Here is a 15150-nt window from a genome sequence, read left to right as displayed (position 1 = left end):
GATTATTTTCCTGTAAATATTTAGTGTTTTCAGCAAAGATTTTTTCTGATAAGATGGGGAATAGAAAGTATTGGGGAAAAACGGTCGGAACGATCATTGCATCGCTTGAGAGATGTTGTTCTCAGAAAGAAAGGATAAAACATGAACGATTATAAATTGGATTTAGAGAAATATGCAACACTGGCGAGACAGGCAGCCGCAGAGGGATGTGTACTTCTGGAGAATGAGAAGCAGGCACTTCCTTTGAGAGAGGGAGAGAGTGTGGCTGTTTTTGGCCGCATGGCATTTCATTATTATAAAAGCGGACTTGGTTCCGGCGGTCTGGTGAATACGAGATATGTAGTGGGAATTCTGGATGCGCTGAAGGAGTGTAAAGAGATTCAACTGGATGAGAAACTGCTGGGTATTTATGCAAACTGGATTAAAGAGAATCCTTATGATGAAGGTCAGGGATGGGGTCGTGTTCCGTGGTCTCAGAAAGAGATGGAAGTTACAGAGGAAATGCTGGACTGCGCACGTAGCAACGATGTTTCGCTTGTTATTATAGGAAGAACTGCAGGTGAAGATCAGGATAATAATACGAATCTGGGAAGCTATTGTCTGACGGAGACGGAGGAGGATTTGATCTGCCGGGTCTGTGAGGTGAGTAAGTGCACAGTTGTGGTGCTGAATGTTGGAAATATTATTGATATGAGTTGGGTGGAGAAATATCATCCTCAGGCTGTGCTGTATGCATGGCAGGGTGGTCAGGAAGGTGGCAATGGTGTGGCTGATGTGCTGACCGGTAAAGTGTGTGCATGTGGGAAACTGACAGATACCATTGCTGAGAGGATTGAGTATTATCCGTCTACGGAGAATTTTGGTGATCCATATAAGAATTATTATAAGGAAGATATTTATGTGGGTTATCGTTATTTTGAGACATTTGCGAAGGATAAGGTGCTGTATCCGTTTGGATATGGTTTGTCCTATACGAATTTTGAGACAAAGGCGGAGATTTTTAAGAATACTGAGGATGAACTCACAGTGGCTGCGACGGTTACCAATATCGGTGATGTGAGGGGCAAAGAGGTTGTACAGGTTTATGTAAAAGCACCGCAGGGTAAACTTGGAAATCCGGCAAGAAAGCTGATCGGATTTGCAAAAACCCGGGAACTGGCACCGGGTGAAAAAGAAGAACTTGTTATCATCATTCCCAAATATGATATGGCCTCTTATGATGACAGTGGAGTGACAGGACACAAATCCTGTTATGTTCTGGAAGAGGGAACTTATGAAATTTTTGCAGGCAGTGATGTAAGAAGTGCGAAATCAGCAGGAATTTACGAAGAAGAATTACGTGTAATAGAACAGTTACAGGAGGCATATGCACCGATTGAGAAATTCCGGAGAATGAAAGCCGTTCTGAGAGCGGATGGAACTTATCAGGCAGTAACAGAAGAGGTTCCTGTCCGCACAGCAGATCCACATAAACGCAGAGAGGAAAGAATGCCGAAGACTCTGGAGTATACGGGAGATAAAGGCTATAAGCTGGCAGATGTACTGGATAAAAAAGTTTCTATGGATGAGTTTGTGGCACAGATCAGTGAGGCGGATCTGATTGCCATGTTCCGCGGTGAAGGAATGTGCAGTCCAAAGGTCACTGCTGGAACTGCAGCTGCATTTGGCGGTGTGACAGAGTCTTTGAAGGCTCTTGGAATCCCGGTGGGATGCTGCGCGGATGGGCCGTCAGGGATTCGTATGGATTGCGGTACGAAAGCGTTTTCTCTGCCAAATGGAACTTTGCTGGGCTGTACTTTTAATACGGAGCTTGTGGGTGAGCTGTATGAAATGACAGGGAGGGAACTTCGACTGAATAAGATTGATTCCCTGCTGGGACCAGGTATGAATATTCACAGGAATCCACTGAATGGTCGAAATTTTGAATATATTTCTGAGGATCCGCTTCTCACAGGAAGAATTTGTGCGGCTCAGGTGAAGGCAATGGCTAAATCCGAAATTGGAAGTACGATTAAGCATTTCTGTGGAAATAATCAGGAAGTGGGACGAAGTACTTCTGATTCTGTTATGTCTGAGAGATGTCTGAGAGAGATCTATCTGAAGGGATTTGAGATTGCAGTAAAGGAGGGTGGTGCACGTTCTGTAATGACTACTTATGGAAGTGTAAATGGGCTCTGGACTGCAGGTAGCTATGATCTGTGTACAACTATTCTGAGAAAAGAGTGGGGATTTCAGGGTATTGTCATGACTGACTGGTGGGCGAAGTCCAATTATGAGGGTCATCAGGCAGAGGTAACTGCGAAAGCTCCTATGGTAGCTGCCCAGAATGATATTTATATGGTAGTGAGTGATGCGAAGTCCAATCCGGAGAATGACGATGTGGAGGAAATGCTTCATGCAGGAAAAATTACTGTGGGAGAATTGCAGAGGAATGCTGCCAATATCCTGGGATTTCTGTTAAAAAGTCCTTCTGTTTTATTGTTGACAGACAGAATATGTAAAGAAGAGCTGGAGGCTATGAATACAAAGGAAGAGGACGATGTGGATGCCGGAAGTCTGGTAAGTATTGAAAGTGATTCGGTGACACAGAAAATTGTAATTGACGGTGCATTATTACATCCTGCAAAGGGAAAGGCAGATGTGATTGCTGTGACTAACGAGTTCATGGGTGATTTCACAATGAAGTTTACTTTGAAATCTGATCTTGGTGAGCTGGCTCAGCTTCCGGTTTCTGTATTTTTGGATAATATTCATAAGATGACTGTTTCAGTACAGGGAACCAATGGAAAATGGGTAGAAGAAAGCCGCATCCTGAATATGGGATTTGGTCATAATCACTATATCAAATTTTATTATGGTGCGGATAATCTTGAAATTAAAGAAATTGTGCTGACTCCGAATAGGTAAGACCAATTTTAGAAACGCTTGCAAAACTATATCCTTTATGGCATAATTATGAAAATACTCAGAACCTGCGAAAGATGAGTGATAATTGCTTTATAAAAGTGGTTATCTGTGGACTTTTTTAATGCGGAGCGGGCTGTTCAGAGGAAAAGTGTTACTGATGATTAGAACAGTGTTAAGAGTGATGAGGAAAAGATAATATGTCAGGTTTTACAAAGGAAATTATTGCAAAGACTTTTACAGAATTGCTGGATGAAAAGCCCATGTCTAAGATTACGGTGAAGGATATCGTGGAACGATGTGGTGTAAACAGAAATACTTTTTATTATCATTTTAAGGATATTCCGGATGTAGTGGAGTTTATTTTGAAAAAGAAGTGGGATGAGATTCTGGAACACCCACAGGACAGAGCCTCTATTCTGGAATGTATGGAAGAAATGGCAGATCTGGTGAGAAATAACAGAAAGGTTATGTTTAATGTTTACAGATCAGTGAAAAAAGATACGTTCCTTTTTTATATGAATGAGATTTCCAACTATATTATTATGGAATATTTTCGGAAAAATGCAGATCAGTTTGATCTTGATGAGGGAGAAATCCGGATTCTGATTCAATATTATAAGTGTCTGTTTATGGGATTTCTGATGGAGTGGCTGGATAATAATCTGAAATCTGATTTTGGAGAAGAAATGCGTCAGGCTTCCCGGCTTTTTGAAAAGCACCCGGAGCTACATGCGGTATTGAACAGATCAGAATAGAGTGAAAATACCTGTTGTTCCTGATATTTATTATAGCAATTCTCTTAAATGTATTATCTGAGAGAAGCGTTATAGGTAATTCCTTCAATTTTCATATTATACAAAATTAAGCTTATGTCTGTTTTTTGGACATGGGCTTTTTTTTGTCTATTTATTGTTAAAAAAATCACAGCTATAATAGCAGCCATAAAGAGATGAAAACAAGAGCCTGACAGTCACAGGTTCGGGTATATTTCAGAAGGGAGGAGCAATAGGATGGATGCACTGAAGCAGTTAAAATTAGCCAAGAATGGTTATATTATTATGTCTGTATTATTTATGGTTCTGGGTGCCTGTCTGATTATCTGGCCGGATTGTTCGATGGCAGTTTTCTGTACAGCAGTAGGGATTATGTTTATTGTATACGGATTGATAAAGATTCTGGGATATTTTTCCAGAGATATCTATTGTCTGGCATTTCAGTTTGATCTTGCCTTTGGAGTGCTGCTGGCAGCAGTAGGAATTATTATTATAGTACGCAGGAACGTAGTGGTGAATCTGATCTTTGGAATCTTTGGACTTCTGATCCTTGCGGATGCATTATTTAAAATTCAGATGTCGATAGATGCAAAGAAATTCGGGCTGAATCTCTGGTGGAGAATTCTCCTGGTAGCGATTCTGACCGGTGTTCTGGGATTTTTACTTTTGATAAGGCCGTTTGAGACAGCAGAGATCATGATGATCCTGGTTGGTGTTTCGGTTCTGTTTGAGGGAATTCTGAATCTTTGTGTGGCGATTTACACTGTAAAAATTATTAAAAACCAGAAACAGGATATCATAGATATGGATGAATATTGATAAAATAATAAAAATATACCTGATACACAGGTGTTTATATATATATATCACATCACAACAAGGAGGAGCAATCACATGAAATTAATGGACAAAGCAAAACAGGCTGCACTTGCAGCAGCAGTTAAGACAGGTCTGGGTTATCTGGAGAAGGACCCGGAAGTAAATATACCGAAACTGATGGAACTTGTAGATAAATTTGTACCGGATGGCTGGTATGAGTCACAGAGAAATGCAATCCGTAATGCAATCCAGAATAAGGACAGCAACTGGTATAAACTGATCCTGAGGATTTATGAGCTGGATCCAGGAGTACGTGAAGCATTCTTTACAAACTTTATTATCAATGCCAGCTTAAAGGGAAGTGCACTTCAGGAAGAAACAGCAGAAGAGAACAACTGCAATGTTCCATGGGCAATCCTTCTTGATCCTACAAGTGCCTGTAATCTGCACTGTACAGGATGCTGGGCAGCAGAGTATGGTCACAAACTGAATCTTGATTTTGATACCATCTGTTCTATTGTAGAGCAGGGCAGAAAAATGGGAACTTATATGTACATATATACAGGTGGTGAACCGCTGGTACGTAAGAAAGACCTGATGCGTATCTGCGAGAAATATCCGGACTGCGAGTTCCTTTCCTTTACAAATGGTACACTGATCGACGAAGAATTCTGCCAGGAAATGCTTCGTGTTAAGAACTTTGTTCCGGCAATCAGCCTGGAAGGTTCTGAGGAAGCAAACGACGGACGTCGTGGAGAAGGTGTATATCAGAAAGTTATGCATGCAATGGAACTTCTGAAAGCTCATAAACTTCCGTTTGGTGTATCTACCTGTTATACTTCTGCAAATGTGGACAGTGTAAGCAGCGAGGAATTTTTTGATCACATTATTGACTGTGGTGCATTATTTGTATGGTTTTTCCATTATATGCCGACAGGTAATGACGCTGTAGTAGAATTAATGCCGAATCCACAGCAGCGTGAGAAGATGTATCACAAGATCAGAGAGTACCGTTCTACAAAAGCTATTTTTGGAATGGATTTCCAGAATGATGCGCAGTATGTAGGAGGATGTATTGCAGGAGGAAGACGTTACCTTCATATCAATGCGAATGGTGATGTAGACCCATGTGTATTTATCCATTATTCCAATGCAAATATTTATGAAAATACTCTGCTGGAAGCATTGAAGAGTCCGATCTTCATGGCATATCATGACGGTCAGCCGTTTAATGAAAATATGCTTCGTCCATGCCCGATGCTTGAGAATCCGCAGAAGCTTCGTAAGATGGTTGAAGAATCCGGTGCGAAGTCTACAGATTTGCAGTCTCCGGAGTCTGTGGAGCATCTTTGTGCGAAATGTGATGCTTATGCAGAACATTGGGCACCGAAAGCAGAGGAATTATTTCCTGTAAAAAATAAGTAACTTAATAATAAGAAAAAATATTAACTCAAAATTTAGCCAAAGTTATCAGAGAAAGTTCCCTGTCCGGTCATCCCCTGTCCGGATGGGGAACTTTCTCGTCTTTGAAAGGGGACGCGCGAAGCCGCATCTCTTTTCGGGTTCAGTTCCGGGGGATAAGTAACTCTAAGGCTGGGAAAATCTGCTAAGGGCATGAAGCATTTAAAAAATAACTTGCCTGAGTATGCGACATGTATTAAAGTTATGGTGTTAACCTGTATGATGGATATGTAGAAGTTCTCGTAAATAATGTATTTAAGAGGATGGCTGTAGATTTTTTAGTATGAGAGAGTGGTAGGGATGTTAAAAACTTTTTTAGTAGAGGATGAAGTTGTGATCAGGGAGATGATTAAGAAGATGATTCCCTGGGAGCAGTATGGATTTGAACTGGCAGGAGAAGCATCTGATGGGGAGATGGCACTGCCGTTGATATTAAAGAGCAAACCGGATCTTCTGATCACTGATATTAAGATGCCGTTTATGGATGGTCTGACATTATGTAAATTGGTGAAGAAGGAGTTGCCGGACATTAAGATTGTGATTCTTAGTGGCTATGATGACTTTAACTATGCGAAGCAGGCAATCAATATTGGTGTGGAGGATTATCTGCTGAAACCAATTACTAAGAATGCATTTATTGAGCGTTTGGAGGAGATTCATAATCGTTATGAACATGAGAAGACGCAGAAGGAATATTATGAGAAATTCAAACTGGAGATGCAGGAGTATGAGAGGAATGCGAGCCGTGATTTCTTTGAATCTCTGGTGAGAGCGGACTTTGATCTGGAAGAGATTTATCGGAGAGCAGATCGTTTGAATCTTGATATTGTGGCAGAGGCTTATAATATTCTGATTTTTACACCGGATGCTTCAGACAGCAGTTGTAATTCGTCGGAAGGATATTCAGACTGGGAGGCAGAAGTACATAAGAAGATTGAGAATTATTTCCTCAGTCATCCGGTTGCGATGCTTTTCAGACATCAGGTGTTCAGTTATGCGATTCTGGTCAAGGGGCAGCGAGATACGATAAAGAAGAATACATGCGAATGTGTGGAAACAATTCAGAAGATCATGGAAGAAACCAGAGCAAATGTGGACTGGTTTGTGGCAGTCGGCGAGGAGGCAGACCGTCTGAGCAGAATTAAGCAGAGTTATCACACGGCTGCAAGAACTTATGCATTCCGTTATCTGTATGACGGGCATATTCTTTATTACAATATGCTTGAGCAGGTAAAGGAGAATTCAGCAGACACTTCAAAAACAGAAGCTGTTCAGCTTAAGAATGTGAATATCAATGCCCTGAATCCGGAAATCCTTCAGAAATTTTTAAGCAGTGGTCTGGAAGATGAAGTAGACAGTTTTGTCCATGATTATTTCCATGCTATTGGCAGGGAACCGATGAAATCACTGGTGTTCCGTAATTATGTGGTTTTGAATGTGCGTTTTTCTGTACTGTCATTTCTTAAGAAAATTGGATATGATGATACGGAATTGTCCAGAGAAGAGACAGATGATGTTGTGAAGAAGACAAGCCAGTCTACAGAAGCTTCTGTTGCATATGCAGAGGAAGTCTTGAAACGGGCCATTGCAATCCGTGATGAAAATGCAGGCAGTCAGAACAGAAGTGTGTTGAAGCAGGCAATAGATTTTATAGATGGACATTATATGGATGAAGAGATTTCTCTGAATAGAGTGGCGCATGCGGCGAATGTGAGTGCCAATCATTTCAGTGCGCTTTTCAGTCAGAATATGGGACAGACATTTATTGAGTATCTGACTTCGCTTCGTATGGACAAGGCAAAGGAGCTGCTTCGCTGTACTTCCAAACGTTCCAGTGAGATTGCAGGGGAAGTGGGATATAAGGATGCGCATTACTTCAGCTATCTTTTTAAGAAAACTCAGGGAATGACTCCGAGTGAGTATCGTAAGACGAGAGGAGAAGTCTGATTCATGAAGCAGAAACAGGAGAAGCTGGAAACAAAGATGAAGTGGATGCTTCTGAGCACTATGATCCCTATGACAATTCTGATCATAGTGCTTCTTGTTTTTTTCTGGCATTATACAAATGAATATAATCAGTTGTCTAATAATCTGGCGGTGAGTTCGGAATATAATGCAAACTATAGAAATTCCAATAATGATATGAGCTTTAAAGATGAAGTGGATATGGATATCTATTATGTGACTATCGGGCGAAAAGGTAAGGACGGGCTGCCGACAGAGCAGGTAGACAAGGCAATCAGTACTGTGGAGAGTCTGAAGAAAACCACATCAAAGAAGGAAAGCCTGCGTTCTCTGAAATATCTGACTAACTATCTGGAGAATCTTAAGAAACGGATGAATCAGCTTCTTGAGATAAAGAATTATCAGGAACGACAGGAATTTGTGGCAAATAATACAGAAATCCTGACCACGCTCTTTGAGAAAGAAATGCAGAATTATATTTATCAGGAGGCGACGGAACTGGTGCAGATAGAGTCTCAACTGGCTGGAAATGTACGTCTGACGATCATCACTATGTGTGCGGCGATTTTGGTTGCTACGGCTATTCTGTTGCGGCGTTCTTTCCGTCTGACATACAGCATTACCAAACCGATTTCTGAAATTCTCCATAATATTAAGAAGGTTGGAAAAGGAGAGTACAAAACTATTAATGTAGTATCTGCCGACAGTGTTGAAATCCAGGAGCTTGATGCCGGTACCAGAAAGATGGCAGGAAGGATTGAAGGGCTTCTTGAGAATGTGCGTAAGGAGCAGGAGGTACAGCATATGACGGAGCTGCAGCTGATCCAGGCACAGGTAAATCCGCATTTTCTGTATAATACACTGGACACTATTGTGTGGCTGGTGGAAGGTGGTATGCAGCAGGATGCAGTGGATATGATCACAAGTCTGTCTGTTTTTTTCCGCACTTCGCTTTCGAAGGGGAAGGATATCATTCCGCTGTCGGAAGAGAAACGCCACACATTGAGTTATCTGGAGATTCAGCAGTCAAGATACAGGGATATTATGGAATTTGAGATTAATATTCCGCCGGAACTGGATGAAGTGATGGTGCCGAAGCTTACTTTGCAGCCGTTAGCGGAGAATGCTCTTTATCATGGAATTAAGAATAAGCGTGGAAAAGGTAAGATTCTTATTGAAGGATTCAATCTGGGAGATGATATGATGCTGAGAGTGACTGACAATGGTCAGGGAATGACACCGGAACGTCTTTATGAAGTACAGGAAGCCATCCGCACCGGTGAACGTGCCGGGTTCGGACTTGCTGCGGTGTCAGAGAGAATTGTACTTTATTATGGTCCGGGTTATGGACTGAAGATTTCTTCTACAGAGGGAGAAGGTACGGTTATGGAAGTGTATATGGCGAAAAAAATTAACCTGGATAACAATTCAAGATAAACAAAGAAAAAGCTGCATGAAGTTAAGAATCTTAACAGATATGCAGCTTTTGTTATGTATTCAGGTGGATAAAGTCAATTATTTTATTGTTTATTCATATCCAATAACAGTTTTATGGCCTGCTGATAGAGACTTACGAAGGTCTGCCAAATAATGGAATGTATGAATTATGTCGACTAATGCTGGATTGTGCAAAGTGAATATAAAAGAAAGTTGATAATTTATTTCTGTATTTATAATGCACAATAAAAAATCCAACTTCCGCAATAAAAAAATAAACTTTGTATAAATTATGAACAAAATATGATAGAAGAATAAACTTTTTGCGGAAAATATTCTATGGAATTTTCCTGGATTTTTACTATAATAAAGACATCTTAAATGAATCGGGAGGATTTACAAAATGAAGAAAAAAATCGTGTCAGCTTTATTAACAGCAACAATGGTATGCGGTATGAGCGTTGTTCCGGCAGTGGGTGTAGCAGCAGCGGACGACACAATCACAGTTGGTTTCTCACAGGTAGGTGCTGAATCTGACTGGCGTACAGCTAATACAGAATCCATGAAATCCACATTCAGCGAAGAGAACGGATATGAATTAATCTTCGACGATGCACAGCAGAAACAGGAAAACCAGTTAACAGCAATCCGTAACTTCATCCAGCAGGAAGTTGATTACATTCTTTTAGCTCCTGTAACAGAGACAGGTTGGGATACAGTTCTTCAGGAAGCTAAAGATGCTGATATTCCTGTAATCATCGTAGACCGTATGGTTGATGTATCTGATGACAGCTTATATACAACATGGATCGGAACTGACTCCTTACTCGAAGGAAGAAAAGCAGCTGAATGGCTGAATGCATACACAACAGCTAAGGGAATCGATGCAAAAGATGTTAACATCGTTGATATCCAGGGTACAATCGGATCTACAGCTCAGATTGGACGTTCTAAAGGCCTTGAAGAAGGTGTTGACAACTATGGATGGAACTTACTTGCTCAGCAGTCCGGTGAATTCACACAGGCTAAAGGACAGGAAGTTATGGAGTCCATGCTGAAACAGTATGACAATATTAATGTTGTATACTGCGAGAACGATAACGAAGCATTCGGTGCTATCGATGCTATCGAAGCAGCTGGTAAAACAGTAGGATCTGATATCGCAAACGGTGAAATCATGGTTATGTCTTTTGATACAACAAATGCTGGTTTAACAGATACATTAGCCGGCAAGATTGCATGCGATGTTGAGTGTAACCCATTACACGGACCACGTGCAGAAGAACTGATCAAAGCTCTTGAAGCTGGTGAAGAAGTTGAAAAACTGAACTATGTAGATGAAGAAATCTTTGCTACAGATGATACAGTTGATAAAGTTAAAGCTGTAAACAGTCTTGATGAAGAGGGCGAATATGACGTAACACCTATCACACAGGAAATTATTGACGGACGTGCATACTAATTTTTGACAACATATAATAGACGTGTAATAGAAGAAATATAAACAATCCGGAGCGTGGTTCATAATTCGGAGAAACCCGGATTTATGAATCACGCTCTCTTTATGCCGAAATGATTTACAGATACCCGCTTTACTGAAGCTTTTCAGTAAATGAGGGGTAAACCAGTTTAGAAAGCAGGTGGAAAGAATATGGAACAAAATGTAGTATTGGAAATGCGTGATATCAGCAAAAACTTTACAGGAGTCCGTGCCCTTTCCCATGTGGACTTTACCCTTCGAAAGGGCGAAATCCACGCACTGATGGGGGAGAATGGTGCAGGTAAATCAACACTGATTAAGGTGCTGACCGGTGTACATGAATTTGAAAGTGGAACAATTCATATGGCTGGAAACAGTAATGCCATTATTAACCACTCGCCTCAGGAAGCGCAGGCAAATGGTATCAGTACAGTATATCAGGAGGTAAACCTTTGTCCCAACCTGACTGTAGCTGAGAACCTTTTTATTGGCAGAGAACCGAGAAAGATGGGAATGATTGATTGGAAGCAGATGAATGAGCGCTCAGGAAAACTTCTTGAGAGCCTGGACATTCATGTGCCGCCAACACAGATGCTGGATGAATGTTCCATTGCGATTCAGCAGATGATCGCAATTGCCCGTGCAGTGGACATGAAGTGCCAGGTACTGATTCTCGATGAACCGACATCTTCACTGGATGATGATGAAGTTGAAAAGCTGTTTGTACTTATGAGAAGACTTCGTGACGAAGGTGTAGGTATTATCTTTGTTACGCATTTCCTTGAGCAGGTATATGCAGTCTGCGACAGGATTACAGTTCTTCGTAATGGTGAACTTGTTGGGGAATATGAGACGAAAGATCTTCCGAGAGTAATGCTGGTTGCCAAGATGATGGGTAAGGATTTTGATGATCTTGCAGATATTAAAGGCGATCATAAAGACAAGAGAATCACAGATGCAGAACCTGTAATCGAGGCAAAAGGATTATCTCATAAGGGAACGATCAAACCGTTTGATATTACCATCAATAAAGGTGAGGTTATTGGTCTTACCGGACTTCTGGGTTCCGGACGTTCTGAATTGGTTCGTGCAATTTATGGTGCGGATAAAGCTGATACAGGAACTTTAAAAGTAAAGGGAAAAGAAGTAAAGATCAATACTCCGCTGGATGCCATGAAACTTGGTATGGCATATCTTCCGGAAGACAGAAAGGCAGAAGGTATTATTGCAGATCTTTCTGTAAGAGAAAATATTATTATAGCGCTCCAGGCTAAACGCGGTATGTTCCATCCATTAAGCAAGAAAGAAATGGAGGATGCTGCTGATAAGTATATTAAATTACTGCAGATTAAGACAGCAAGTCGTGAAACTCCGATTAAGAGTCTGTCCGGTGGTAACCAGCAGAAGGTTATCCTTGGAAGATGGCTTCTGACTAATCCGGATTATCTGATTCTGGATGAGCCGACCAGAGGTATTGATATCGGTACTAAGACAGAGATTCAGAAACTGGTTCTTGATCTTGCGGATCAGGGAATGGCAGTTACATTTATCTCCTCAGAGGTTGAGGAAATGCTCCGCACCTGCTCTCGTATGGCAGTTCTTCGTGATGGCCAGAAGGTAGGGGAGCTGGAAGAGGATGAACTTTCCCAGAGCGGAGTTATGAAAGCTATTGCCGGAGGTGACGATAAATAATGAATAAGAGTAAATTAAAGAAAATAACAAGTGCACGTCTGTTTCTTCCTATTGTGTGTCTGATCGCAGTACTTTTGCTGAATGTGATCAGAACACCGGATTTCTTTAATGTATCAATCCGAAACGGTGTACTCTATGGTTACATTGTTGATGTTATTAACCGTGCTTCAGAGTTGGTTATCCTTGCAATCGGTATGACACTGGTAACAGCAGCTTCCGGTGGACAGGATATCAGTGTTGGTGCGATCATGGCAGTTGCAGCGGCTGTCTGCTGTCAGATTCTTTCCGGCGGACAGGTTTCTGTAAATGATTACCAGAATCCTGTGATCCTGGCTGTTATCGCAGCACTTCTTGCATCTGCATTATGTGGTGCATTTAATGGATTTCTGGTTTCCAAGCTGAATATTCAGCCAATGGTTGCAACTCTGATCCTTTACACAGCCGGTCGTGGTATTGCTCAGCTGATCACAAACGGACAGATTACTTATATTCGTGTGGATTCCTTTAAGATGGCTGGTGGATATATTGGAAAATGCCCGATTCCTACACCTATTTTCTTTGCAATCATTACAGTTGTTATTGTGTACCTGATTTTGAAGAAGACTGCTCTTGGGCTTTACATTGAAAGTGTTGGTATCAATGGAAAGGCAGCTCGTCTTGTGGGATTAAATTCTACGATGATTAAATTCCTTACCTATGTTATCTGTGGTGTACTGGCTGGTATTGCCGGTATTGTGGCATCCAGCCGTATCTACTCTGCAGATGCAAACAACATTGGTCTTAACCTGGAAATGGATGCCATCCTTGCAGTTGCGCTTGGCGGAAACTTCCTTGGTGGTGGTAAATTCAGCCTGATCGGTTCCGTAATCGGTGCCTACACTATTCAGGCTCTGACCACAACACTCTATGCGATGAACGTAAAAGCAGACCAGCTTCCTGTTTATAAGGCAATCGTAGTTGTTATCATCGTTACACTGCAGAGTGATGTATTTAAGAAATATATTGCCAACTTAAAGGCTAAAAGAAGTGTGGCAGCAGAAGGAGGTCAGAAGTAATGAAAGCAAATGTACAGAAAAAGAAAATAACGGGAAATGGCTTCCTGCTTCTGATCACAATCGCATTATTTGTAGTAATGTATGTTGCAGGTATGATTGTTTTTGCTGATAAAGGTTTTGCAAAACCTCAGATGTTTCTGAACCTGTTTGTATCTAATGCGGGTCTTCTGGTTATTGCGTGTGGTCTTACAATCGTTATGATCACCGGTGGTATTGATATTTCCGTAGGTTCTGTTACTGCACTTGTATGTATGGTTCTTGCAGACCTTATGGAGAACAAAGGTGTGAACGCATATGCAGCAGTTTTAGTTGCACTGCTTATTGGTGTTGCTTTTGGTATTGTTCAGGGATTCCTGGTAGCTTATCTGGATATCCAGCCATTCATCGTTACTCTGGCAGGTATGTTCTTCGGACGTGGTCTGACAGCTATCATCAGTACTGATATGATTTCTATCAAGAATGAGTTATTCCTGAAATGGGCAAATTACCGTTTCTATATGCCTTTTGGTTCAACCAGTAAGAAGGGTAAATTTATTCCGGCTTATATTCCGCCGACAGTTGTGATTGCTCTGATTGTTGTAATTCTGATCGCGGTTCTTCTGAAATATCGTAAGTTTGGACGTAAGCTTTATGCGATCGGCGGTAGCCGTCAGAGTGCATTAATGATGGGTCTGAATGTTAAGAAAACTATTTTTAATGCTTATGTTCTGGATGGTTTTCTTGCAGGCCTTGGTGGCTTCCTGTTCTGTTTGAACAGTTGTGCAGGTTTCGTTGAGCAGGCAAAGGGTCTTGAGATGGATGCAATTTCATCAGCGGTTATTGGTGGTACGCTTCTTTCAGGTGGTGTTGGTACTCCGATTGGTACTTTGTTTGGTGTATTGATTAAGGGTACGATTTCCAGTTTGATTACTACTCAGGGTACTTTGTCAAGCTGGTGGACAAGAATTATTCTTTCTGCGTTGCTTTGTTTCTTTATTGTTATTCAGTCTGTTGTGGCTTCTATGAAGAAGAAAGCGAAATAAGTGGTTGTATTATGAAACAAGCTGAGACTTTTGGGAGTCTTGGCTTGTTTTTTTGTAGAGGGACGCGCGAAACAGCATCTCTCTGTGGGTTCAGTTCCGGGGGCTAAGTAACTCTAAGGTGGAGGAAATCCGCTAAAAGCATGAAGAAAAACGCAAAACTCGCTCCGTTGCAAACTTCGCTCAGACAGGTTGCTGTTTTTCTTCATAACGCGGATTTTCTCCGCCTAAGAGTTACTAAGCCCCCTCCAGATTCACCCACAGAGAGAGGCTGTTTCGCGCTGGGTACTGGCAATGATTTGGAGCGAAGTAAGTTTCTGATAAACGGTGGAGAAGATATGGGGTTATGGGCAGGTAGCGAAGGTTATAGAAAGCCCGAGACATACCGCGCGAATTTATGCGAGTAGCATAAATTCTGTGCATCGCGAAGCGTGTTATTGAGAACGGAGTGAACAGTAATGCTTTATTTGTTTATAACTGTGAATTATGATGGTTTGCTTGCCATGGGGGGAGTTTTATTTTATACTTTAAGCAATGAATGA

Annotated in this window: 10 protein-coding genes; all 10 read left to right on the top strand. The window is 41.3% G+C overall.

The annotated features are described in order from the left end of the window. Positions 1-141 precede the first annotated feature (141 nt). The 10 genes from LI074_RS04500 (at position 142) to LI074_RS04455 (ending at position 14611) form a co-directional block, all read left to right on the top strand. Positions 142-2907: a glycoside hydrolase family 3 protein gene (locus LI074_RS04500; RefSeq protein ID WP_062808138.1), complete on the top strand. Its 2766-nt coding sequence runs from the start codon at positions 142-144 to the stop codon at positions 2905-2907. Positions 2908-3104: 197 nt separating this feature from the next. Continuing rightward, entirely contained in the window at positions 3105-3662 is a 558-nt protein-coding gene (locus tag LI074_RS04495; protein WP_022381285.1) for a TetR/AcrR family transcriptional regulator C-terminal domain-containing protein, read from the top strand. Between the two features lie 255 nt (positions 3663-3917). Then, entirely contained in the window at positions 3918-4499 is a 582-nt protein-coding gene (locus LI074_RS04490; RefSeq protein WP_173698120.1) for an HdeD family acid-resistance protein, read from the top strand. Between the two features lie 75 nt (positions 4500-4574). Beyond that, the gene (locus LI074_RS04485) at positions 4575-5924 is read left to right on the top strand and encodes a radical SAM protein (protein ID WP_008705038.1); all 1350 of its coding nucleotides are present in this window, start codon (positions 4575-4577) and stop codon (positions 5922-5924) included. A gap of 336 nt (positions 5925-6260) precedes the next feature. Next, on the top strand, positions 6261-7907 hold the full coding sequence (locus tag LI074_RS04480) for a response regulator (protein WP_025577760.1): 1647 nt from the start codon (positions 6261-6263) through the stop codon (positions 7905-7907). A 3-nt stretch (positions 7908-7910) separates the two neighbouring features. Continuing rightward, entirely contained in the window at positions 7911-9362 is a 1452-nt protein-coding gene (locus LI074_RS04475; RefSeq protein WP_055053796.1) for a sensor histidine kinase, read from the top strand. 403 nt (positions 9363-9765) lie between these two features. Next, entirely contained in the window at positions 9766-10824 is a 1059-nt protein-coding gene (locus tag LI074_RS04470; protein WP_008705032.1) for an ABC transporter substrate-binding protein, read from the top strand. Positions 10825-11013: 189 nt separating this feature from the next. After that, positions 11014-12534, top strand: coding sequence for a sugar ABC transporter ATP-binding protein (locus tag LI074_RS04465; RefSeq protein ID WP_008705031.1), 1521 nt, complete (start codon positions 11014-11016; stop codon positions 12532-12534). Continuing rightward, entirely contained in the window at positions 12534-13589 is a 1056-nt protein-coding gene (locus tag LI074_RS04460; RefSeq protein WP_008705030.1) for an ABC transporter permease, read from the top strand. The genes LI074_RS04465 and LI074_RS04460 overlap by 1 nt, the downstream gene beginning before the upstream one ends. After that, positions 13589-14611: an ABC transporter permease subunit gene (locus LI074_RS04455; RefSeq protein ID WP_008705029.1), complete on the top strand. Its 1023-nt coding sequence runs from the start codon at positions 13589-13591 to the stop codon at positions 14609-14611. The genes LI074_RS04460 and LI074_RS04455 overlap by 1 nt, the downstream gene beginning before the upstream one ends. Positions 14612-15150: the final 539 nt, after the last annotated feature.

Source organism: Blautia sp. MSK18_10 (assembly GCF_020553185.1).
Classification (GTDB): Bacteria; Bacillota; Clostridia; order Lachnospirales; family Lachnospiraceae; genus Blautia_A; species Blautia_A wexlerae.
The sequence above is the reverse complement of the archived record's forward strand: the minus strand, read 5'-3'. Positions and strand labels throughout refer to the sequence as shown.

What these genes read in the sequence shown, in the direction of transcription:
- LI074_RS04500 (WP_062808138.1), top strand. Translation starts at nt 142, where the DNA reads ATGAACGATTATAAATTGGATTTAGAGAAATATGCAACACTGGCGAGA.
- LI074_RS04495 (WP_022381285.1), top strand. Translation starts at nt 3,105, where the DNA reads ATGTCAGGTTTTACAAAGGAAATTATTGCAAAGACTTTTACAGAATTG.
- LI074_RS04490 (WP_173698120.1), top strand. Translation starts at nt 3,918, where the DNA reads ATGGATGCACTGAAGCAGTTAAAATTAGCCAAGAATGGTTATATTATT.
- LI074_RS04485 (WP_008705038.1), top strand. Translation starts at nt 4,575, where the DNA reads ATGAAATTAATGGACAAAGCAAAACAGGCTGCACTTGCAGCAGCAGTT.
- LI074_RS04480 (WP_025577760.1), top strand. Translation starts at nt 6,261, where the DNA reads ATGTTAAAAACTTTTTTAGTAGAGGATGAAGTTGTGATCAGGGAGATG.
- LI074_RS04475 (WP_055053796.1), top strand. Translation starts at nt 7,911, where the DNA reads ATGAAGCAGAAACAGGAGAAGCTGGAAACAAAGATGAAGTGGATGCTT.
- LI074_RS04470 (WP_008705032.1), top strand. Translation starts at nt 9,766, where the DNA reads ATGAAGAAAAAAATCGTGTCAGCTTTATTAACAGCAACAATGGTATGC.
- LI074_RS04465 (WP_008705031.1), top strand. Translation starts at nt 11,014, where the DNA reads ATGGAACAAAATGTAGTATTGGAAATGCGTGATATCAGCAAAAACTTT.
- LI074_RS04460 (WP_008705030.1), top strand. Translation starts at nt 12,534, where the DNA reads ATGAATAAGAGTAAATTAAAGAAAATAACAAGTGCACGTCTGTTTCTT.
- LI074_RS04455 (WP_008705029.1), top strand. Translation starts at nt 13,589, where the DNA reads ATGAAAGCAAATGTACAGAAAAAGAAAATAACGGGAAATGGCTTCCTG.